This window comes from Bradyrhizobium sp. BR 10289 (assembly GCF_019455385.1).
Taxonomy (GTDB): domain Bacteria; phylum Pseudomonadota; class Alphaproteobacteria; order Rhizobiales; family Xanthobacteraceae; genus Bradyrhizobium.
The window spans coordinates 225,667-246,774 of the sequence record NZ_JACOFR010000003.1; the positions used below are offsets into that span (position 1 = coordinate 225,667).

At 64.1% G+C, this 21,108-nt stretch carries 17 protein-coding genes; 12 read left to right on the forward strand and 5 right to left on the reverse strand.

Annotated elements, in window-relative coordinates; genetic code table 11:
• Nucleotides 1–16: 16 nt before the first annotated feature.
• From pimC to HYH08_RS07695, 4 genes are all read right to left on the reverse strand, one after another.
• The gene (gene pimC / locus HYH08_RS07680) at nucleotides 17–1,207 is read right to left on the reverse strand and encodes a pimeloyl-CoA dehydrogenase large subunit (RefSeq protein ID WP_220009159.1); all 1,191 of its coding nucleotides are present in this window, start codon (nucleotides 1,205–1,207) and stop codon (nucleotides 17–19) included.
• Between the two features lie 49 nt (nucleotides 1,208–1,256).
• Nucleotides 1,257–2,444, reverse strand: coding sequence for an acetyl-CoA C-acyltransferase (locus HYH08_RS07685; RefSeq protein ID WP_220009160.1), 1,188 nt, complete (start codon nucleotides 2,442–2,444; stop codon nucleotides 1,257–1,259).
• Nucleotides 2,441–4,123 (reverse strand): dicarboxylate--CoA ligase PimA, encoded by a 1,683-nt coding sequence (gene pimA / locus HYH08_RS07690; protein WP_220009393.1) that lies wholly within the window; start codon nucleotides 4,121–4,123, stop codon nucleotides 2,441–2,443. Before pimA ends, HYH08_RS07685 begins: the two co-directional genes overlap by 4 nt.
• A 145-nt stretch (nucleotides 4,124–4,268) precedes the next feature.
• Nucleotides 4,269–6,365, reverse strand: coding sequence for a 3-hydroxyacyl-CoA dehydrogenase NAD-binding domain-containing protein (locus tag HYH08_RS07695; RefSeq protein WP_220009161.1), 2,097 nt, complete (start codon nucleotides 6,363–6,365; stop codon nucleotides 4,269–4,271).
• Nucleotides 6,366–6,494: 129 nt separating this feature from the next.
• Here HYH08_RS07695 and HYH08_RS07700 point away from each other — a divergent pair, with 129 nt between their 5' ends.
• The 9 genes from HYH08_RS07700 to HYH08_RS07740 all read left to right on the forward strand — a co-directional run bounded on the left by HYH08_RS07700 (nucleotide 6,495) and on the right by HYH08_RS07740 (nucleotide 16,721).
• Complete coding sequence (locus HYH08_RS07700) at nucleotides 6,495–7,361, forward strand: IclR family transcriptional regulator (RefSeq protein WP_220009162.1); 867 nt, start codon at nucleotides 6,495–6,497, stop codon at nucleotides 7,359–7,361.
• Between the two features lie 66 nt (nucleotides 7,362–7,427).
• Nucleotides 7,428–8,225: an ABC transporter ATP-binding protein gene (locus HYH08_RS07705; RefSeq protein WP_220009163.1), complete on the forward strand. Its 798-nt coding sequence runs from the start codon at nucleotides 7,428–7,430 to the stop codon at nucleotides 8,223–8,225.
• Complete coding sequence (locus HYH08_RS07710; RefSeq protein ID WP_220009164.1) at nucleotides 8,222–8,935, forward strand: ABC transporter ATP-binding protein; 714 nt, start codon at nucleotides 8,222–8,224, stop codon at nucleotides 8,933–8,935. Before HYH08_RS07705 ends, HYH08_RS07710 begins: the two co-directional genes overlap by 4 nt.
• Before the next feature lie 222 nt (nucleotides 8,936–9,157).
• Entirely contained in the window at nucleotides 9,158–10,036 is an 879-nt protein-coding gene (locus tag HYH08_RS07715) for a branched-chain amino acid ABC transporter permease (RefSeq protein ID WP_220009165.1), read from the forward strand.
• A gap of 2 nt (nucleotides 10,037–10,038) precedes the next feature.
• A complete protein-coding gene (locus tag HYH08_RS07720) occupies nucleotides 10,039–11,058 on the forward strand; it encodes a branched-chain amino acid ABC transporter permease (RefSeq protein ID WP_220009166.1) in 1,020 nt (339 codons plus the stop codon).
• A gap of 29 nt (nucleotides 11,059–11,087) precedes the next feature.
• Nucleotides 11,088–12,317, forward strand: coding sequence for an ABC transporter substrate-binding protein (locus tag HYH08_RS07725; RefSeq protein WP_220009167.1), 1,230 nt, complete (start codon nucleotides 11,088–11,090; stop codon nucleotides 12,315–12,317).
• Nucleotides 12,318–12,442: 125 nt separating this feature from the next.
• A complete protein-coding gene (locus HYH08_RS07730) occupies nucleotides 12,443–13,669 on the forward strand; it encodes an ABC transporter substrate-binding protein (RefSeq protein ID WP_220009168.1) in 1,227 nt (408 codons plus the stop codon).
• A 348-nt stretch (nucleotides 13,670–14,017) separates the two neighbouring features.
• Entirely contained in the window at nucleotides 14,018–15,247 is a 1,230-nt protein-coding gene (locus tag HYH08_RS07735; RefSeq protein ID WP_220009169.1) for an ABC transporter substrate-binding protein, read from the forward strand.
• Between the two features lie 190 nt (nucleotides 15,248–15,437).
• On the forward strand, nucleotides 15,438–16,721 hold the full coding sequence (locus HYH08_RS07740; protein WP_220009170.1) for a glycerate kinase type-2 family protein: 1,284 nt from the start codon (nucleotides 15,438–15,440) through the stop codon (nucleotides 16,719–16,721).
• 130 nt (nucleotides 16,722–16,851) lie between these two features.
• Here the strand turns inward: HYH08_RS07740 and HYH08_RS07745 are convergent, their stop codons facing one another.
• Nucleotides 16,852–17,373 (reverse strand): MarR family winged helix-turn-helix transcriptional regulator, encoded by a 522-nt coding sequence (locus tag HYH08_RS07745; RefSeq protein ID WP_220009171.1) that lies wholly within the window; start codon nucleotides 17,371–17,373, stop codon nucleotides 16,852–16,854.
• 178 nt (nucleotides 17,374–17,551) lie between these two features.
• Here HYH08_RS07745 and HYH08_RS07750 point away from each other — a divergent pair, with 178 nt between their 5' ends.
• The 3 genes from HYH08_RS07750 to HYH08_RS07760 are packed head-to-tail and all read left to right on the forward strand — an operon-like array spanning nucleotide 17,552 to nucleotide 21,097.
• Entirely contained in the window at nucleotides 17,552–18,592 is a 1,041-nt protein-coding gene (locus tag HYH08_RS07750; protein ID WP_220009172.1) for a branched-chain amino acid ABC transporter permease, read from the forward strand.
• A gap of 7 nt (nucleotides 18,593–18,599) precedes the next feature.
• Nucleotides 18,600–20,369, forward strand: a complete 1,770-nt coding sequence (locus HYH08_RS07755) for a branched-chain amino acid ABC transporter ATP-binding protein/permease (protein ID WP_220009173.1) — start codon at nucleotides 18,600–18,602, stop codon at nucleotides 20,367–20,369.
• Nucleotides 20,366–21,097: an ABC transporter ATP-binding protein gene (locus tag HYH08_RS07760; protein WP_220009174.1), complete on the forward strand. Its 732-nt coding sequence runs from the start codon at nucleotides 20,366–20,368 to the stop codon at nucleotides 21,095–21,097. The genes HYH08_RS07755 and HYH08_RS07760 overlap by 4 nt, the downstream gene beginning before the upstream one ends.
• Nucleotides 21,098–21,108: the final 11 nt, after the last annotated feature.

A 21,108-nucleotide genomic window follows, 5' to 3' on the forward strand; every position in this document is an offset into this window, starting at 1 on the left:
GGGAGAGGAGAGAGCATCACAATCCCAGCACCGCCTTGGCGATGATGTTGCGCTGGATCTCGTTGGAGCCGCCGTAGATCGAGACCTTGCGGTTGTTGAAGTAGCTCGGCGCGATCTGGGCGGTCCAGTCCATGGCTTCGTTAGAGCCGTCGTCGCCGTGCACGTCGTAAGGCGCGGCGAACGGGCCGATCACTTCCATCAACAATTCGGTAGTGGTCTGCTGGATCTCGGAGCCCTTGATCTTCAGCACCGAGGACGCCGGATTGGGCTTGCCCTTGCCGTGCTTGCCTTCATCGGCCACGACGCGCAGCTGCGTCAGCTCCAGCGCCTTCAGCTCGATCTCGCAGGCCGCCAGCTTCTCGCGGAACGCGGCGTCCTGGATGATCGGCCGCCCAGCGGATTCGACCTTGCCGGCGAGATCGCGGATGCGGCGCAGCCGCTCCTTGGAGACGCCGACGCGGGCAATGCCGGTGCGCTCGTTGCCGAGCAGGAATTTTGCGTAATCCCAGCCCTTGTTCTCCTCGCCGATCAAGTTCTCGTAGGGCACCTCGACATCGTCGAAGAACACCTCGTTGACCTCATGGCCGCCGTCGATGGTCTGGATCGGGCGCACGGTGACGCCCTTCGACTTCATCGAGAACACGATGAAGGAGATGCCCATCTGCTTCTTGGCAGACGCGTCGGTGCGGCAGAGGCAGAAGATCATGTCGGCGTGTTGCGCCAGCGTGGTCCAGGTCTTCTGGCCGTTGATGATCCACTTGTCGCCACGGCGCTCGGCCTTGGTCTTGAGCGAAGCGAGGTCGGAGCCGGAGCCCGGCTCGGAGAAGCCCTGGCACCACCAGTCGTCGACATTGGCGATGCGCGGCAGGTACTTCTTCTTCTGCTCCTCGTTGCCGAATGTGTAGATGACAGGGCCGACCATGCTGACGCCGAAGGCGAGCGGCTGCGGCGCCGGGTAGGACTGCAGCTCCTCGTTGAAGATGTAATGCTGCACGGAGGTCCAGCCCGTGCCGCCATATTGCTTGGGCCAATGGCTGACGCCCCAGCCTTTCTTGTTGAGGATGCGCCACCACGTCACCATCTCGTCCTTGGTGAGATGGCGGCCCTCAACCAGCTTGCGCCGCGTATCCGGCGGCACGTTGTCGCGGAAGAATGCCCGCACTTCCTCGCGAAACGCCTGCTCTTCCTTCGTGAATGCGAGATCCATCGGATCCTCCTGTGAGCGATTTCTTATGTTGTCGTTGTGGCGACGGCCGTTATTGCAACACCTCGAACAGTCCCGCCGCACCCATGCCGCCGCCGACGCACATGGTGACGACCGCATACTTCGCCTTGCGGCGACGGCCTTCGATCAAGGCGTGGCCGGTGAGGCGCGCGCCCGACATGCCGTAGGGATGGCCGACCGAAATCGCGCCGCCATTGACGTTGATCTTGTCGGGGTCGATGCCGAGCTTGTCGCGGCAATACAGCACCTGGACTGCGAAGGCTTCGTTGAGCTCCCACAGGCCGATGTCGGCGACGGTGAGGCCGTGGCGCTTGAGCAGGCGCGGCACCGCGAAGACCGGGCCGATGCCCATCTCGTCCGGCTCGCAGCCGGCGGAGACGAAGCCGCGGAAGATGCCGAGCGGCTTGAGGCCGCGCTTTGCGGCTTCCTTGTCGCTCATGATGACGGAAGCGCTGGCGCCGTCGGAGAGCTGGCTGGCATTGCCGGCGGTGATGGAAAAGCCTTCGCCGCGGACGGGCTTCAGGCCGGCGAGACCTTCGATCGTGGTCTCGGGACGCGGGCCTTCGTCCTGCGACAGCGTGACGTCCTTCATCGAGACAGTGCCGGTCGCCTTGTCGGTGACCGCCATCTGCGTCGTGATCGGCGCGAGTTCGTCCTTGAACTTGCCACCCTGCTGCGCGGCGGCCGTGCGGCGCTGGCTCTCGAGAGAATACTCATCCTGCTTCTCGCGCGAGATGCCGTAGCGCTTGGCGACGACTTCCGCCGTGTCGATCATGGGCATGTAAACCTCGCCCTTGATCTTGAGCAGTGCCGGATCCTGCGCGTGAAAACCGTTCATCTTGTCGTTCTGCACGAGGCTGATCGACTCGCCGCCGCCGCCGACCGCGATCTCGACGCCATCGAAGATCACCGAGCGTGCCGCGAGCGCGATGGCCTGAAGGCCGGAGGCGCATTGCCGGTCAATGGTGGTGCCGGCGACGGTCACGGGCAGGCCGGCACGGAGCAGCGCCTTGCGCGCGATGTTGCCGCCGGTCGCGCCCTGCTGGAGCGCTGCGCCCATCACGACGTCCTCGATCTCTTTCGGATCGACTTTTGCTCGGGCGACGGCTTCGCCGATGGCGTGGCCGAGCAGGGTCGCGCCCTCGGTAGCGTTGAGTGCGCCGCGATAGGCCTTGCCGATCGGGGTGCGGGCGGTGGAAACGATGACGGCGTCGGTCAAGGGCGACCTCCTGATGCGAGTGGGATGGATTGTGATGGCTTGCGCTGCTGGCGCAATTCGTGGCGCGACAGTTTTCCGACCGGCGTGCGCGGCAGATCGTCGACGAATTCGACCTCGACAGGCATTTCGTGCTTGCCGACCTTGCCGGCGAGCTGCGCGCGGAGCTCGTCGAGCGAGAACGGCTTTGCGTCCGGCCTCAGCTTGATGAACGCCTTGGCGGCCTCGCCGCGATAGGGGTCGGGAATGCCGAGCACGATCACCTCGTGCACGCCAGGAACGGTGTAGATCGCCTGCTCGATCATCTGCGGATAGACGTTGAAGCCGCCGGAGATGATCATGTCTTTCTTGCGGTCGACCAGGAAGAAATAGCCATCGCTGTCGACATAGCCGATGTCGCCGGTGAGGAAGCGGCCGTCGACGAAGGCGTCAGCCGACCCTTCCGGCTTGTTCCAGTAACCCTTGGTGACGTTCGGGCCCTTGATGCGGATCTCGCCGACTTCGTTCGGCGGCAGCACCTTGGACGGGTCCGTCAGCGAAACGACATCCAGCTCGATGCCGGGCAGCATCAACCCGATCGAGCCGGGCTTGTCAGGCCCCGTAGGCGGATGGCCGGTGCCGGGCGAGCAGGTCTCGGTCATGCCCCAGCCGCTGCGCAGCTTCTTGCCGACCTTTCGCTCGAAGAAATTGGCGATCTCCACCGGCAGCGGCGCGCCACCGGAGCCGATCGTCGCCAGCGAGGAGAAGTCGCGCTTGTCGAGATCGGGAAGTGCCGCGATCGCGATCCACATCGTCGGCACGCCCGGGAAATAGGTCGCGCGCTTGACTTCGATGTCGCGCATCACGGCCTCGACATCGAAGCGCTGATGGAGCGAGATGAGGTTGCCGCGGCTGAGCGAGGACAAGAGCACGACGGTGAGCGCGTAGATGTGGAACAGCGGCAGCACGCAGATCACGCGCTCGATGACGTCGCCGCGGCTCGCGCGCGCCGGCTTGCCCCAGACGTCGTAGATCGACACTGCGGAGGTGAGATTGCCATGCGTGAGCATCGCGCCCTTGGGCAGGCCGGTGGTGCCGCCGGTATATTGCAGCAGCGCGACGTCGTCGGCCGTGACCTTCGGCCACTCCACTGGCGCTGTTGCGCCCTCGACAAAAGTCTTGAAGGTGACGATGCGGGGGTCGTCGGGGATCACCGCCTGCGGCGTGCCGACCTTGCCCCAATTGTCGTCCTCGCAGACGACGAGGCGGTCGATCAGGCCCTTCTCCAGGAATTTCAGCGCGGTTGGCAGCAGCGCGGCGAGGTTGGAGGTGACGAGCAGGCGCGAGCCCGAATCGGAGACCTTGTGCGTCAGCGCGATCTCGCCGTCGAGCGGCGACAGATGCGCGACGCGGGCGCCGGCCTTCAGCGCGCCGAAGAAATTGACGGGATGGTCGGGCGTGTTGCCGAGAAACAGTGCGACAGAGCTGTTCTTGCCGATGCCGGCACGCAGGAATGCCGCGGCCGCGCGCTCGGCCATCGCGGCGAGCTCGGTATAGGTGATCGGACGATCGCGGAATTCCAGCGCGGTACGCGGGCCGTAATTCGCGGCCGCATTCGACAGCAGGTCAGGCAGCGTGCCTTGGGCGATGGGATCGTCCCAATGCACGCCCTCGGGGTAAAACTGTTCACCGGGATGGATCATTTTCTGCATCACATTCAGTCGTCGTTCCGGGGCGATGCGAAGCATCGAGCCCGGAATCCATCAGGCCGCGCGCTCAGAGGAGAAATGGATTCCGGGCTTGGCCCTTCGGGCCATCCCGGAACGACATGCGGAAAGGCCGCCTCCATCAAGCCGCCTTCGACTCGGCCGCCAGCGAGGCGAAGGTCTTGCCCTCCGCAGCGAGCTTCTTCAGCAGCGGTGCGGGCTCGAGGCTCGGATCGTTGGTCTCCTTGGCGTAGAAGGAAAGACGATCGGCGATGTGCTTGAGGCCGACGCTGTCGGCCCAGAACATCGGGCCGCCGCGGTAGATCGGCCAGCCATAGCCATAGAGCCAGACCACGTCGATGTCGGAGGGCCGCGCCGCGATGCCCTCTTCGAGGATCTTCGCGCCCTCGTTGATCATCGGGTACATCATGCGCTCCAGAATCTCATCGTCGCTGACGACGCGCTTCTTGCGGCCGAGACGCAGCAGCGTCTCATCGATCAGCTTCTCGACATCGGGATCGGGCAGCGGCGCACGGGAGCCGGCTTCGTACTTGTAGTAGCCCTTGCCGGTCTTCTGGCCGAACCGGCCGGCTTCGCACAGTGCGTCCGCGATCTCCGACTTGATGCCGCGGTCCTTGCGCGAGCGCCAGCCGATGTCGAGGCCGGCGAGATCGCTCATCGCGAACGGCCCCATCGGCATGCCGAACTTCGTCACCACGGCATCGACCTGCTGCGGCAGCGCGCCCTCGAACAAGAGCTTCTCGGACTGCTTGCCGCGCTGGGCCAGCATGCGGTTGCCGACAAAACCGTCGCAGACGCCGACCACGGCCGGCACTTTTGCGATCTTGCGCGCGATGGAGACGGCGGTCACCAGCGCGTCCGGCGCGGTCTTCTCCGCGCGCACGATCTCGCACAGCTTCATGACGTTGGCCGGCGAGAAGAAGTGCATGCCGAGCACGTCCTGCGGGCGCTTGGTCGACTTCGCGATCTCGTCGATGTTGAGATAGGAGGTGTTGGAGGCGAGCACTGCGCCCGGCTTGGCGTACTGGTCGAGCTTGCCGAACACTTCCTTCTTCACCGCCATGGTCTCGAACACGGCTTCGATGACGAGGTCGGCATCGCCGACATTCTCGATGCCGACGACACCGTTGATCAGCGCCATGCGCTTGGCCGGTGCGTCAGCCGGGATGCCGCCGCGTGCCGCGGTCGCTTCCCAGTTCTTCTGCATGATGCCCATGCCGCGCTTGAGCTGTTCCTCGCCGGTCTCGATCAGGGTGACGGGCACGCCGGCATTGGCAAACGACATCGCGATGCCGCCACCCATGGTGCCGGCGCCGAGAATGGCGACACGGTTGACGGGCCGCGCCTTGGTGCCTTCGGGCACGCCCGCGATCTTGTTGGCCTCGCGCTCCGCGAAGAACGCGTAGCGCTGCGCCTTGGACTGGTCACTGGCGACGAGCTTGAGGAAGCCCTCGCGCTCCTTCTTCAGGCCCTCGTCGAACGGCAGGTCGATGGCATAGCCGACGGCGTCGGCCGCCGCGAACGGCGCTTCCAGGCCGCGCGACTTCTTGGTCATGGCGGCAACGGCATTGGTGAAGATCGAGCGATCGGCCTTCGCAGCCGCGATCTTGGAATCGTCGTCACGCAGGCGGCGCAGCGGACGGTTCTCGGCGATCAGCTTGCGCACGAAGGCTTCGCCGCCCGAGGCCGGACCTTCGATGATCTCCTCGATCAGGCCGGCCTTGAGCGCTTCAGCGGCGCCGATCGGGTCACCGCCGACGATCATCTTCACCGCAAGCTCAGGGCCGACCGCGCGCGGCAGGCGCTGGGTGCCGCCGGCACCGGGCAAGAGGCCGAGCTTCACTTCGGGCAGGCCCAGCTTGGCCTCCTTCACTGCAACCCGGTAGTGGCACGCCAGCGCGACTTCGAGGCCCCCGCCGAGCGCGGTGCCGTGGATCGCCGCGACCACGGGCTTGGGCGAATTCTCGATCTCGGCAAGGACGTCATTGAGCGCGGGCGGCTTCGGCGGCTTGCCGAATTCGGTGATGTCGGCACCGGCAATGAAAGTGCGGCCGGCGCAGGTCAGCACGATGCCCTTGATTGCGGGATCGGCAATCGCGGCCTTGATGCATTCCAGAATACCGCCGCGGACTGCGGCACTCAGCGCATTGACCGGAGGGCTATTGACCGTGACGATCCCGACTTCGTCATGACGCTCAAGCTTGACCACTTCGCTCACGGTTTCCCTCCTTGGTGGGGATTACTTTTGTTCGATTTCGCGGTGCGGAATTTAATTCCGCATCTTGACGGCAGGGTTATTTTGAAGCACGGACGTTGTCAACGACTCCGCGCAAGAAGCAGATCAGGGATGAAGCGTACAGGAAAGAAGACCGCGACCGATCGGAATTTCGTCGTCGCGCTTTCCCGCGGACTTGATGTATTGCGCGCATTCCAGCCCAACGACGGCCTGCTCGGCAACCAGGAAATCGCAGCGCGCACCAACCTGCCGAAGCCGACCGTGTCCCGGCTGACCTACACGCTGACCAAGCTCGGCTATCTGACGCCGGTTCCCCGCTTCGAGAAGTATCAGCTCGCTCCCGCAGCAATGGCGCTCGGATACGCGGCACTCTCCAATCTCGGCGTTCGGCATTTGTCCGAACCGTTTCGCGAGGAACTGATGCGCGCGACCGGCGGCGCGGTCGCGATCGGCGGCCGCGACCGTCACAGCATGATCTATTTCGGGCAAAGCCGCGGCAGCGAGACGGTCGGCGTTCAACTGGACGTCGGCTCCCGCGTGCCGATTGCAACCAGCGCGATGGGTCGCGCCTATTTCTGGGCGCTCGACGACGAGGATCGCGCCGAGCTGTCGCGTCTTCTGCGCGAACATTACGGCAGCCGCTGGCCGAAGATGCGCGACGGCCTCGAGCGCTCCGGCGAGACCGTCGCGAAATACGGTTTTGCGATTTCGGTCGGCGACTGGCACGATGACATCGGCGCAGCCGGCGTCGCGCTCAGGCTCAACGACGGAACCGGACCTTACGCATTCAATTGCGGCGCGCCCGCATTCCGCTTCACGGAAGAGCGTTTGATCAACGACATTGGACCGCGTCTGCTTGCGATGGTAAGGAACATCGAAGCGGCACTCGGGGGACTGATGCCGCAATCCAAAAAAGACATCAGCAAAAAGCTGAAATCAGGAGGAAAAGTTGCTCGTGTGGCCGAGGGGATCAGATAGCCTTAGTCATCATCAGGAGCGGTTCGTATCGCCCCGTCGCCCGCTGACTGATGTGGGCGAGACGAGATGACGCAGGCACAGCTCGCGCAGGGAACATCGCCCCTGCTCGCGGTTCGCGACGTCAGCGTCGTGTTCGGCGGCATTGTCGCGCTCAACGGCATATCCTTCGACATGCACAAGGGCCAGATCCTCGGCTTGATCGGCCCCAACGGCGCCGGCAAGACCACGCTCTTCAACTGTCTGTCGCGGCTTTATCAGCCGTCGTCCGGCGACATCCTGATGGAAGGCGCGAGCATCCTGAGGCGGCCGCCGCACCGGATCGCCGAGATCGGCATCGGCCGCACCTTTCAGAACGTGGCGCTGTTTCCGAACCTGTCGGTGATGGACAATGTCCGCGTCGGCACGCATGCCCGCACCTCCTCCGACATCATCAGCGATTCGCTGCGTCTCGCCTGGGTTCGCCGAAGCGAGACCGACATGAACAGGAAGGTGCACGAGATCCTCAGCTATCTCGACCTCGAGGATGTTGCCCACACCACGGTCTCCGGCCTGCCCTTCGGCACGCAGAAGCGCGTCGAGCTGGCGCGTGCGCTTGCGGCCGATCCGAAGATCCTGCTGCTCGACGAGCCCGCCGGCGGCCTCAACCACGAGGAAGTCTACGTGCTCGGCGACCTCATCCGCCGCATCCGCGACGAGCGCCACATGACCGTGCTGCTGGTCGAGCACCATATGGGCCTCGTGATGTCGATCGCCGACCACGTCGTCGCGCTGAATTTCGGCAAGAAGCTCGCAGAAGGCACCCCGAGCCAGGTGCAGGCGGACCCCGACGTCATCAAGGCCTATCTCGGGAGCAAGGACCAATGACGACGCTGCTCAACGTCAAGGACCTGCGCGCCTATTACGGCCAGGTCCAGGCGCTCCATGGCCTGTCCTTCTCGCTCAACGAGGGCTCCCTGACGACGCTGCTGGGCGCCAACGGCGCCGGTAAGACCACCACGCTGCGCGCGATTTGCAACATGGTGCGCTCCACCGGCGGGATCGAGTTCGATGGCAAGCCGCTGAACAATAAATCGACCGAGAGCATCGTGCGGTTCGGCATCGCCCATGTGCCGCAGGGCCGCGGCACATTCACTACCATGACGGTGGAGGAGAACCTGCAGCTGGGCGCCATCACCCGCAAGGACAGCGCCGGCATCGTCTCCGACATCGAGCGCATGTATGCGCATTTCCCGGTGCTGAAGCAGCGCCACACCCAACAGGCCGGCACGCTCTCCGGCGGCGAGCAGCAGATGCTAGCGGTCGCCCGCGCCCTGATGCTGCGGCCGCGCCTGATGCTGCTCGACGAGCCCTCCTTCGGCCTCGCGCCGCTGGTCGTACGCGACCTGTTCAGCATCCTCGGCAAGATCAATCGCGAGGACAAGGTGTCGATCCTGGTGGTCGAGCAAAACGCCCAGCTCGCACTCGAGCTCGCCGACCAGGCCTATGTGATCGAGACCGGCCGCATCGTGATGTCGGGCAATGCCAAAGACATCGCGAACAACGAAGAAATCCGCAAATCCTATCTGGGTTACTGAGGTGAGATGATGGATTCGATCTGTCCACGCGCTCGCTTCACCTCTCCCTTCGGGAGAGGTCGGCGCGTAGCGCCGGGTGAGGGGTTACGGTCTCAGATCGGGGCTGCGCCCCCTCACCCGATTTGCTGCGCAAATCGACCTCTCCCCGCTGGGGAGAGGTGGACCACCGCCGACGCAGCCGCACTTCAAACCCAATCAGGCAAGTTTTAGGGAGCCGGGACAATGGAGCTGTTTACCAACCAGGTCCTGGCCGGCATCGCCACGGGCGCGATCTATGCCTGCATGGCGCTCGCCGTGGTCATGATCTACCAGGCGATCGACCATCTCAACTTCGCGCAGGGCGAGATGGCGATGTTCTCGACCTTCATCTCCTGGCAGCTGATGCAGTGGGGCGTGCCTTATTGGGCCGCCTTCATCATCACGCTGGCCTTCTCCTTCGTTGCCGGCATCGCAATCGAGCGCATCCTGTTCAAGCCGCTGGCGAAGGCACCGGTGCTGACCAACGTCGCCGGCTTCATCGCGCTGTTCGCGATCATCAACTCCTCGGCGGGCCTGATCTGGGACTTCACCATCAAGCAGTACCCGACCCCGTTCGGTTCCGCGCCGTTCCTGGGCAGCCAGCTGATCTCGACCCACCAGGCCGGCATGATCGGCGTCACCGTGCTGCTGCTGCTCGGCCTCTACTTCTTCTTCCAGTACACCCGCATCGGCCTTGCGATGCGCGCGGCCGCGTCGGTGCCTGAATCGGCCCGGCTGGTCGGCATCAACACCTCCTGGATGATCGCACTCGGCTGGGGCATGGCGACCGCGATCGGCTCGATCGCGGGCATGCTGATCGCTCCGGTCGTATTCCTCGAGCCCAACATGATGGGCGGCGTGCTGATCTACGGCTTTGCCGCGGCGGTGCTCGGCGGCCTCACCAGCCCGTTCGGCGCGGTGGTCGGCGGCTTCCTGGTCGGCATCTTCGAGAACCTCGCCGGCACCTACATTCCCGGCGTCGGCAACGAGCTGAAACTTCCGATCGCGCTCGCGCTGATCATCTCCGTCCTGGTCGTCAAACCCGCCGGCCTGTTCGGCCGGCACATCGTCAAGCGAGTTTGATCATGAGCGCTGCAGAAGAAGTCGTTGCAGAGGGCCACGAGGCGGTCGAGGCCGTTCCGAAGCGGGCCATGACGTTGGGCACCGGCACCTCGCTGGTGGTGCTCGCCGCGCTGATCATCGCGCCGGTGTTCGTCAAGAACTTCATCATCTTCCAGATGACGATGCTCCTGATCTACGGGCTGGCGGTGCTGGCGCTGAACATCCTCACCGGCGGAAGCGGCCAGTTCTCGCTCGGTCAGAGCGCGTTCTACGCGGTCGGCGCCTATACGACCGCGGTGCTGATGGAGCACTTCAACGTCAATTACGCGCTGACATTACCCATTGCCGGCGTGGTTTGCTTCGGCTTCGGCTTCCTGTTCGGGCAGCCGGCGTTGCGGCTCTCCGGCGTCTATCTCGCGCTCGCGACCTTCGCGCTCGCCACCGCCATGCCGCAGCTGCTCAAGCTGAACTTCCTGGAGCACTGGACCGGCGGCGTGCAGGGCCTCGTGGTGACAAAACCGGACGCCCCGTTCGGCCTCAAGATGTCGCAAGACATGTGGCTGTACTACTTCACGCTCGTCGTGACGATCGCGATCTACATCTTCGCGGTGAACCTGCTGCGCTCCCGCTCAGGCCGCGCCTTCATGGCGATCCGCGACAACGAGATCGCAGCCTCCGCCATGGGTGTCGACGTCGCGCTGTACAAGACGCTGGCCTTCGGCGTTTCCGCCGCGATCACCGGCATCGCCGGCTCGCTCGGCGCCATCGCGGTGCAGTTCGTGGCGCCCGACAGCTACACCATCACGCTCGCGATCTCGCTGTTCCTCGGCATGGTCGTCGGCGGCGTGGGCTGGCTGCCCGGCTCGATCGTCGGCGCCGCCTTCATCATCTTCGTGCCGAACATCGCGGAGGGCATCTCCAAGGGCCTCTCCGGCGCCGTGTTCGGCGTGCTGCTGTTCCTCGTCATCTACCTGGTGCCGCATGGCGCAAGGCAAGTCGCGATCCTGGGCCAACAACTCGCCGGTAAGCTCAGGAAGAACTGAAAACACTCATCAAGGAAGGAGACTTCATTTTGTTTCTTGCAAGAATACTGCGAACCACCGCGCTGGTAACGGCGGTCGCAACCCTCACCTCCGGCGCAGCACTCGCTCAGAAGAAATACGACACCGGCGCGACCGATACCGAGATCAAGATCGGCAACATCATGCCGTACAGCGGTCCGGCGTCGGCCTATGGCATCATCGGCAAGACCGAAGAAGCCTATTTCAAGATGGTCAACGACAAGGGCGGCATCAACGGCCGCAAGATCAACTTCGTCACCTATGACGACGGCTATTCGCCGCCGAAGGCGGTCGAGCAGGTCCGCAAGCTGGTCGAGAGCGACGAGGTGCTCGTCGTGTTCAACCCGCTCGGCACGCCCTCCAACAGCGCGATCCAGAAGTACCTCAACGCCAAGAAGATCCCGCAGCTGTTCGTCGCCACCGGCGCTACCAAGTGGAACGACCCGAAGAACTTCCCCTGGACCATGGGCTGGCAGCCCTCCTACCAGAGCGAAGCGCAGATCTATGCAAAGTGGCTGATGAAGGAGAAGCCCGACGCCAAGGTCGCGATCCTCTATCAGAACGACGATTTCGGCAAAGACTACCTCAAGGGCACCAAGGACGGCCTCGGCGCCAAGGGCGCATCCATGATCATCATGGAAGAGAGCTATGAAGTGTCCGAGCCGTCGATCGACGGTCACATCGTCAAGATCAAGGCCGCCAATCCCGACGTGCTGCTGATCTACGCGACCCCGAAGTTCGCGGCCCAGACCATCAAGAAGACCGCCGAACTGAGCTGGAAGCCGCTGCAGATCCTCACCAACGTGTCGATCTCGGTGGGCAGCGTGATGAAGCCGGCGAGCTTCGAAGCTTCGCAGAACGTGCTGTCGGCGGCCTATGCCAAGGACTCCACGGACCCGCAATGGGCCAACGACCCCGGCATGAAGAGGTGGAACGAATTCGTCGACAAGTACATGCCCGGTGCCGACAAGTCCGACACCAGCATGGTCTATGGCTATGGCGCAGCATCGACGCTGGCCAAGGTGCTGGAGATGAGCGGCGACGATCTCACCCGGGCCAACATCATGAAGCAGGCCGCCTCGCTCAAGGACTTTGCACCGGACACCCTGCTGCCCGGCGTCAAGATCAACACCAGCGCTACCGACTTCGCCCCGATCGCGCAGCTTCAGATGCAGCGCTTCAAGGGCGAGAAGTGGGAACTGTTCGGCGAGATCATCAGCGGTGACGTCGCCGCCGAGTGACCGGCTGACGCAATGATCCGAAACACGAAGCCCCCGCAAGCGATTGCGGGGGCTTTTTGTTGACGTCCGACGTCAATCTTGTTCAATGCAGCCGATCCAACCGATCCAGCCGGGGCAGGAGAACAATGATCGCCGTTCGTTGTCAGGTTGTGGCCTTTACGGCCGCCTTCGCGTTGTGCACTGCGGTGGCCAGCCCGGCACTGGCGCAAAAGAAATACGACAGCGGCGCGTCCGATACCGAGATCAGAATCGGCAACATCATGCCCTATAGCGGCCCGGCCTCCGCCTATGCCGTGATCGGCAAGACCGAGGAAGCCTATTTCAACAAGGTCAATGCCGAGGGCGGCATCAACGGCCGCAAGATCAAGTTCATCTCCTATGACGATGCGTATTCGCCGCCGAAGACGGTGGAGCAGGCGCGGAAGCTGGTCGAGAGCGATGGCGTGCTCCTGATCTTCGGCTCGCTCGGCACCTCCACCAATGGTGCGATCCGCAAATACATGAACGAGAAGAAGGTGCCGCAATTGTTCGTGGCGAGCGGCGCCTCGAAGTGGAACGACCCGAAGCAATATCCATGGACCATGGGCTGGCAGCCGAGCTACGCCAGCGAGGCGAAGATCTACGCCAAGTACATCATGAAGGAGAAGCCGGACGCGAGAATCGGCGTGCTCTACCAGAACGACGATTTCGGCAAGGACTATCTGAAGGGATTGAAGGACGGCCTCGGCGCCAAGGCGTCGATGATCGTCATGGAAGACGGCTACGACACCGCCGAGCCCGCGATCGACGAGCACGTCGTCAAGCTGAAGGCCGCCGGCGCCGACGTCTTCATCAGCATCACCACGCCGAAATTCGCGGCGCAAGCGATCAAGAAGGCGGCCGAGATCAACTGGCATCCGGTCCACATCATCTCCAACGTCTCGGCCTCGGTCGGCGGCGTGCTGGAGCCCGCGGGGATCGAGATCTCGCAAGGCATTTTGTCGGCGAGCTACACCAAGGACGGCTCTGACCCGCAATGGAATGCCGACGACGGCATGAAGAAATTCTATAACTTCCTCGCGCAGTACGACCCCAAGGCCAACAAGCTCGATGCCGGCGTGGTGTTCGGCTATGCCGCTGCCCAGACCATGGTGAAGGTGCTGCAGATGTGCGGCGACGACCTCACCCGCGACAACGTCATGAAGCAGGCCGCGAGCTTGAAGGATTTCGAGCCCGACACGCTGCTCCCCGGCATCAAGGTCAACACCGCACCGGACAATTTCGCCCCGATCGAGCAACTCCAGATGATGCGCTTCAAGGGCCGGAAATGGGAGCTGTTCGGCGACATCATCTCGAGCGAGATAGGACATTGACGAGCGATGACTCGTAGGGTGGGCAAAGCGAAGCGTGCCCACGATCTCTATCCGATGGAGACAAATCGTGGGCACGGCGCGAAGAGCGCGCCTTTGCCCATCCTACAAAACTACGAAACCGGGAATTGAGCTCAGTACATTCGTCAATCAAAGGCAGCGCATCTTCTCGCACTCGCACACGAGACCGCGCTACGTCCTTGACTACTAAAGAAGCAGCCCCTGCGACGCCATCGCAGGGGCTTTCTGTTGAAGGCACCTGGCAAATCGTATTGAATTGCGGTCGCGTCGCCAAAAACAAGCAAGACAAGAAAAGGGACGGACACACACCAAGAAAATAGGGAGATAGGAATGCCCGCTGTCACCGGCAAGTTTGCGGCCGCGTCACTGGCGCTCGCGCTCATTGCGGCCTCGACCTCCATCGCCTCGGCCCAGAAGAAATACGATACCGGCGCGACCGACACCGAGATCAAGATCGGCAACATCATGCCCTACAGCGGACCGGCCTCCGCCTACGGCATCATCGGGCGGACCGAAGCCGCCTATTTCAAGAAGATCAACGACGAAGGCGGTATCAACGGCCGCAAGATCAACTACATCAGTTATGACGACGCCTATTCGCCGCCGAAGACGGTGGAGCAGGCGCGCAAGCTGGTCGAGAGCGACGAGGTGCTGTTCATCTTCAACTCGCTCGGCACGCCGCCGAACTCGGCGATCCAGAAATACATGAACTCGAAGAAGGTGCCGCAGCTGTTCGTCGCCACCGGCGCCACCAAATGGAACGATCCGCAGAACTTCCCATGGACCATGGGCTGGCAGCCCAACTACCAGAGCGAGACGCAGATCTATGCGAAGTGGCTGCTGAAGAACAAGCCCGACGCCAGGATCGCCGTTCTCTACCAGAACGACGACTACGGCAAGGATTATCTCAAGGGCCTGAAGGACGGCCTCGGCGCCAAGGCCACCTCGATGATCGTCATCGAGGAGAGCTATGAGACCTCCGAGCCGACGATCGACAGCCACATCGTCAAGCTGAAATCGACCGGCGCCGACGTGTTCATGAACATCACGACGCCGAAATTCGCCGCGCAGGCGATCAAGAAGGTCGCCGAGATCGGCTGGAAGCCGCTGCATTTCCTCAACAACGTCTCGGCCTCGGTCGGCAGCGTGATGAAGCCCGCCGGCTTCGAGAACGGCAAGGACATCATCTCGGCCGACTATCTCAAGGACGTGTCGGATCCCGCATGGAAGGACGACGCCGGCATGAAGGAATTTCTCGCCTTCATGACCAAATACTTTCCCGAGGGCGACAAGCTCGACAAGGGTACCATCGTCGGCTACGCCGTGGCGCAGACGCTGGTCCAGGTGCTGAAGCAATGCGGCGATGATCTCACGCGCGAGAACATCATGAAGCAGGCTGCCAGCCTGAAGAACTTCCGCACCGAGGCGCTGCTGCCGGGCATCCAGATCAACACCGGCCCGACCGACTTTGCGCCGATCAGCCAGCTTCAGCTCGAACGGTTCAAGGGCGAGCGCTGGGAACTGTTCGGCGACGTGATCAGCGCCGACGCCGGCGGTTAGCCACGCGCGCGTCCGCAATAGCGAGCCCCCTGCGAGATGATCGCAGGGGGCTTTTGCTTGCGCGATTATGGTTACGCGATTGCACAATCGAATGATGGTAAAGCCTGCTTACGCTTTGGCGCCCGATGCGCTAGGCATGTGACCCGGCGCATGTGCCGCCAGTCTGTTCCGTCTGCCGAAAGTCATCGTCATGACCGACCGCCGTCCCCTGCTCCGCGCGCTCTACGACGCCGCCGTTGCCGCCGCCCATCCGAGCACGATCCTGGCGCCGCATTTGCGGCCCGTGCCGAAGGGGCGCGTGATCTGCCTTGCTGCCGGCAAGGGCGCGGGCGCAATGGCCGCGGCCGCCGAGCGGCATTATCTCGACACGCTGAAGCTCGCGCCGGAGCGCCTCGTCGGCATCGCCACCACCCGCCACGGCTATGGCGTGCCGACACGCCGCATCCGCGTCGTCGAAGCCGGCCATCCCGTGCCAGACGAGGCCGGCCTCAAGGGCGCCGCCGACACGCTCGCGCTCGCGGGCGAAGCCGGCCCTGACGATCTCCTGCTGGTGTTGCTCACCGGCGGCGGCTCGGCCAACTGGATCGCGCCGGTGGACGGCATCAGCTTCGCGCAGAAGCAGGCGGTCAACAAGGCGCTGCTGCGTTCGGGCGCGCCGATCGGCGAGATGAATGTCGTGCGCAAGCATCTGTCGCGGATCAAGGGTGGCCGTCTGGCCCGCGCCGGCAAAAACGCCGCGGAGATCGTGACGCTCGCGATCTCTGACGTGCCGCATGACGACGCTTCCGCGATCGCCTCCGGCCCGACGGTGCCCGATCCGACCACGCTGGCCGATGCGCGCGCGATCGTCGCGAAATACAAGCTCGCCATCGACGAGGCCGTGGCCCGCGCGCTCGACAATCCCGCCAATGAGAGCGCCAAGCCGGGCGAAGCCGCGTTCGCCCGCGCGTCGTTCGAGCTGATCGCGCGTCCGAAACAGTCGCTCGACGCCGCGGTGAAGCTCGCCAGGGACTCCGGCTACGAGACCATCGATCTCGGCGCCGATCTCGAGGGCGAGGCCCGCGAGGTCGCAGCCAGCCATGCGAAGCTGGCGCTGGAGGCGCGCGCGCAAGGCAAGCGCCTCGCGATCCTCTCCGGCGGCGAGCTCACGGTGACCGTGCGCGGCCAGGGGCGTGGCGGCCCCAACCAGGAATACGCACTGGCGCTGGCTTCGTTGTTGAAGGATACGCCTGACATCTCGGCGCTCGCCGGCGACACCGACGGCGCCGACGGCGGCGCCGGCCATCCCACCGATCCCGCCGGCGCGCTGATCGATGCTGCGACGTTCGCGAAGATGAAGGCGCTAGGGCTTCAGCCGCAGGCCTATCTGGACAACAACGACGCGACGAGTTTCTTCGAAGCGACGGGCGATCTGCTCCAGCCCGGCCCGACGCTGACGAATGTGAACGATATCCGCGTGATCCTGGTGGATTGAGAGCGCGGCCCGTACTCCGCTGTCATTCCCCGCGAAAGCGGGGAATCCAGTACGCCGCGGCCTCTCCGTATCCCACTGACGTCTTTGGAATACTAGATCGCCCGCCTGCGCTGGCGATGACAGCCGGGCCTCAAAACTCGTTCGCGATCTTTGACAGCATCTCCAGCAGCGCTTCGCGGTTGGCCTGGCCGAGCAGTTCGTTCAGCCGTGCCTCGTGCTTGGTCGCGACGAGCTTTTTGGCGCGCGCCAGGACCGCCTTACCCTTGTCGGTCAAGACCAGGATGTGCGAGCGGCGGTCGTTGGTGGAGCGGATCCGCGCGCAGAGGTCGCGGCTCTCGAGGTTGTCGAGCAGGGCCACGAAGTTCGGCCTGAGGATGCCGAGGGTGGAGGCGATTTCGGTCTGGTTACGGCCGGGGTTCTTCTCGACCAGCAGCAGCACCGAGAATTGCGCCGGCGTCAGCTGGAGCGAGGCCATGCAGCGCAGGAAATTCTCGAACACCTTGAGCTGCGCCCGCTTCAGGACATAGCCGAGCTGTTCGGACAATTCGCCGAGCTGGAGCGCCTCCGGTAGCACCTCGGCTACGTCCTTGCGGCCCTTGGCCGCGTCGCCGGGTTTTTCAGAGGACTTTTCAGCGGTTTTGGAAACGTTCATCGCCTCGTGCTCGTGATCCCGCTAAAATCGGGGCGGGTCGCTCCCCCACTCTTGATGTTATGACTTATAATTGTTATGGACCATACCAAATATTGCCGTCGTATGACAATGGCTGTGAGCGGACCATCCACCGCAATTGCGGAGACCGGTCCGCAATCTTGAGGGGGAGCGTCGGGTCTTGAACACCACCATCATGCTGTTCCTGGTGCAGGACGGCATCACCAATGGCGCGATCTACGCGCTGCTCGGCCTGGCGCTGGTGCTGGTGTTCGCCGTCACCCGCGTCATCCTCATTCCCCAGGGCGAATTCGTCACCTACGGCGCGCTGACCTATGCCTCGCTCGCCGCCGGCCAGATGCCGGGCACGGCCAAGCTGGCGCTGGCGCTCGGCATCGGCGCCTTCGCCTTCGATCTGTTCGTGGCGCGCAAGTCGCTGCATGGCCGCCTGATCCTGCGCAGCGTCCTCACCAATGTCGTGCTGCCGGGCATCGTGCTGGCGCTGACGATTTACTTCGCCGCCCAGAAGCCGCCGGTCGCGATCTGCATCGCGCTGTCGCTGGTGATCGTGGCGATGATCGGCCTCTATCTCTACCGCGTCGCGTTCCAGCCGCTGGCGCACACCTCGGTGCTGGTGCTGCTGATCGCCTCGGTCGGCGTGCATCTCGCGCTCCAGGGTCTCGGCCTCTTGTTCTTCGGCGCCGAAGGCCAGCGCGGACCCGCGGTGCTGTCGGGCGCATTCACCGCCGGCGCGCTGCGCTTCACCGGGCAGAGCATCACCGTCTATGCCATCACCATCGCCTTCATCGTCGGCCTCTGGCTGTTCTTCGGGCTGACGCTGTACGGCAAGGCGCTGCGCGCGACCGCCGTGAACCGGCTCGGGGCGCGGCTCGCCGGCATCCGCACCACGCTGTCCGGCCAGATCGCTTTCCTGCTGGCCTCCGTGATCGGGGCGCTGTCGGGCATCATGATCGTGCCGATCACGACGCTCTATTACGATTCAGGCTTCCTGATCGGCCTGAAGGGCTTTGTTGCCGCCATCATCGGCGGACTCGTCAGCTATCCCCTCACGGCGATCGCGGCGCTGTTCGTCGGGATCGTCGAGGCGTTCTCGTCCTTCTATGCCTCCAACTACAAGGAGGTGATCGTCTTCATGCTGCTGATCCCCGTGCTGCTGCTGCGCTCGCTCGCCGCGCCCGCCGTCGAAGAAGAGAAGGACTGAGGCGAAGATGCAGAGCCGGCTTCCCATCCTCGTCTTCGCAGCTCTCATGGCGGCGATCCCGCATCTGCCTGGCATGCCGCCGTTCTGGATCGTGCTGCTCGACAATATCGGCCTCGCCGCGCTGGTCGCGATGGGCCTCGTGCTGCTGACCGGCGTCGGCGGCCTGACCTCGTTCGGCCAGGCCGCCTTTGTCGGCTTCGGCGCCTACACCACGGCGGTGCTGACGACGGCCTATGGCCTGTCGCCGTGGCTGACCTTGCCGTTATCGCTGCTGGTCAGCGGATTGCTGGCGGTGCTGCTCGGCCTCGTCACCGTCCGCCTCTCCGGCCACTATTTGCCGCTCGGCACGCTCGCCTGGGGGCTCGGGCTGTTCTATCTCTTCAGCAAGCTGGAATTCTTGGGAAGAAACGACGGCATCTCGGCGATCCCGCCGCTGTCGATTGGGTCCTTCAAGATGCTCTCGCCCGGCTCGATCTATTACGCGATCTGGGTCGCGGTGATCCTCTCGGCCCTGCTGACGATGAACTTGCTGGACTCCCGCACCGGCCGCGCCATCCGTGCACTGCGCCGCGGCCATGTCGCCGCCGAAGCCTTCGGTGTGCACACCCCGCGCGCAAAACTGCTGGTGTTCATTCACGCCGCCGTGCTCGCCGGCCTTTCAGGGTGGCTCTACGCGCATCTTCAGCGCGCGGTGAACCCGACGCCGTTCGGCGCGCAGGCGGGCATCGAATATCTCTTCATCGCCGTGGTCGGCGGCGCGGGCTATGTCTGGGGCGGCGTGCTCGGCGCTGCCATCGTCGTGGTGCTGAAAGAGGTGCTGCAGAGCTATCTGCCACTGATCCTGCCCGGCTCCGGCCAGGTCGAGACCATCGTGTTCGGCATCATGCTGGTGGCCCTGCTGCAGCTCGCGCCCGGCGGCCTCTGGCCCTGGCTGATCTCGTTCCTGCCCGAGCGGACCGGCGGCAGGAAGCCGGATACGTCCTTGAAGCTGGAGCAGCGCACCCGCTCGCCCGTTCAATCCGGCGTCCTGCTCCAGGTGGAGAAAGCGCGAAAACAGTTCGGCGGCGTGGTCGCGGTCAACAACGTCTCTTTCGACGTCCAGGCCAGGGAGATCGTCGCGCTGATCGGACCGAACGGCGCCGGCAAGAGCACCACCTTCAACCTGATCACCGGCGTGCTGTCGGCAACCTCAGGCTCGATTTCCGTGCTCGGCAAGAAGGTCGACAACGCGCCGCCGCAGGAGATCGTCAAGCTCGGCATCAGCAGGACCTTTCAGCACGTGAAGCTGGTACCTGACATGACGGTTTTGGAGAATGTCGCGATCGGCGCGCATCTGCGCGGCCATTCCGGACCGATTTCCTCGATGTTGCGGCTGGACCGTGCCGACGAGGCGAAGTTGCTCGCGGAAGCCGCCCGGCAGATCGAGCGCGTCGGCCTTGCCGACCAGATGCACCAGCTCGCAGGCTCGCTCTCGCTCGGCCAGCAGCGCATCGTCGAGATCGCGCGTGCGCTATGTGTCGACCCCATGCTGCTGCTGCTCGACGAGCCGGCCGCGGGCCTGCGCCACATGGAGAAGCAGCGGCTCGCAACACTGCTGCGCGAGTTGCGCGACGGCGGCATGAGCGTGCTCCTGGTCGAGCACGACATGGGCTTCGTGATGAACCTCGCCGACCGCATCGTGGTGCTCGATTTCGGCACCAAGATCGCGGAAGGCACGCCCGCCACGATCAAGACCAATCCCGAAGTGATCAAGGCCTATCTCGGAGTGGCGGCATGAACACGCTGTTGTCCGTCACCGACGCCCATGTCGCCTATGGCAAGGTGGAAGCGGTGCGCTCGGTCTCGCTCGAGGTCGGCGCCGACCAGATTGTCACCATCGTCGGCGCCAACGGCGCCGGCAAGACCACGCTCTTGTCAGCCATCATGGGCATTTTGCCCCTGAAGGGCCGCGTCGCCTTCGCCGGCCAGGATCTCGCCCGGCTCGATATCGAGGACCGCGTCGCGATGGGGCTCGGTCTCGTGCCGGAGCACCGCGAATTGTTCGTGACCATGAATGTCGAGGACAATCTCGAGCTCGGCGCATTCCGCATCGAGCGCAGCAGAGCCAAGGCCTCGATGGAGAAGATCTACGCGCTTTTTCCGCGGCTGAAGGAGCGCCGCAAGCAGCTCGCCGGCACGCTCTCCGGCGGCGAGCAGCAGATGCTCGCGATGGGACGCGCGCTGATGGGCAAGCCGAAGCTGCTGATGCTGGACGAGCCGAGCCTCGGCCTCGCCCCGATCATCGTCGCCGACATCTTCCGCATCGTCACCGAGCTGCGCGCCAGCGGCGTCTCGGTGCTGCTGGTCGAGCAGAACGCGCAGGCCGCGCTGAAGATCGCCGACCAGGCCTATGTGATGGAGCTCGGCGAGTTCGTGCTGAGCGGCAAGGCGAGCGAGATCGCGGCGAATGAGCGGGTCGCGGCGAGCTATCTCGGATTTCAGCATGAAGGCGCGAGTGTGATCTGATTCCGCGACTG

Coding starts and splice junctions, on each gene's coding strand:
- pimC (WP_220009159.1), bottom strand. CDS start 1,207: ATGGATCTCGCATTCACGAAGGAAGAGCAGGCGTTTCGCGAGGAAGTG.
- pimA (WP_220009393.1), bottom strand. CDS start 4,123: ATGATCCATCCCGGTGAACAGTTTTACCCCGAGGGCGTGCATTGGGAC.
- HYH08_RS07700 (WP_220009162.1), top strand. CDS start 6,495: ATGAAGCGTACAGGAAAGAAGACCGCGACCGATCGGAATTTCGTCGTC.
- HYH08_RS07705 (WP_220009163.1), top strand. CDS start 7,428: ATGACGCAGGCACAGCTCGCGCAGGGAACATCGCCCCTGCTCGCGGTT.
- HYH08_RS07710 (WP_220009164.1), top strand. CDS start 8,222: ATGACGACGCTGCTCAACGTCAAGGACCTGCGCGCCTATTACGGCCAG.
- HYH08_RS07715 (WP_220009165.1), top strand. CDS start 9,158: ATGGAGCTGTTTACCAACCAGGTCCTGGCCGGCATCGCCACGGGCGCG.
- HYH08_RS07720 (WP_220009166.1), top strand. CDS start 10,039: ATGAGCGCTGCAGAAGAAGTCGTTGCAGAGGGCCACGAGGCGGTCGAG.
- HYH08_RS07730 (WP_220009168.1), top strand. CDS start 12,443: ATGATCGCCGTTCGTTGTCAGGTTGTGGCCTTTACGGCCGCCTTCGCG.
- HYH08_RS07735 (WP_220009169.1), top strand. CDS start 14,018: ATGCCCGCTGTCACCGGCAAGTTTGCGGCCGCGTCACTGGCGCTCGCG.
- HYH08_RS07740 (WP_220009170.1), top strand. CDS start 15,438: ATGACCGACCGCCGTCCCCTGCTCCGCGCGCTCTACGACGCCGCCGTT.
- HYH08_RS07745 (WP_220009171.1), bottom strand. CDS start 17,373: ATGAACGTTTCCAAAACCGCTGAAAAGTCCTCTGAAAAACCCGGCGAC.
- HYH08_RS07755 (WP_220009173.1), top strand. CDS start 18,600: ATGCAGAGCCGGCTTCCCATCCTCGTCTTCGCAGCTCTCATGGCGGCG.
- HYH08_RS07760 (WP_220009174.1), top strand. CDS start 20,366: ATGAACACGCTGTTGTCCGTCACCGACGCCCATGTCGCCTATGGCAAG.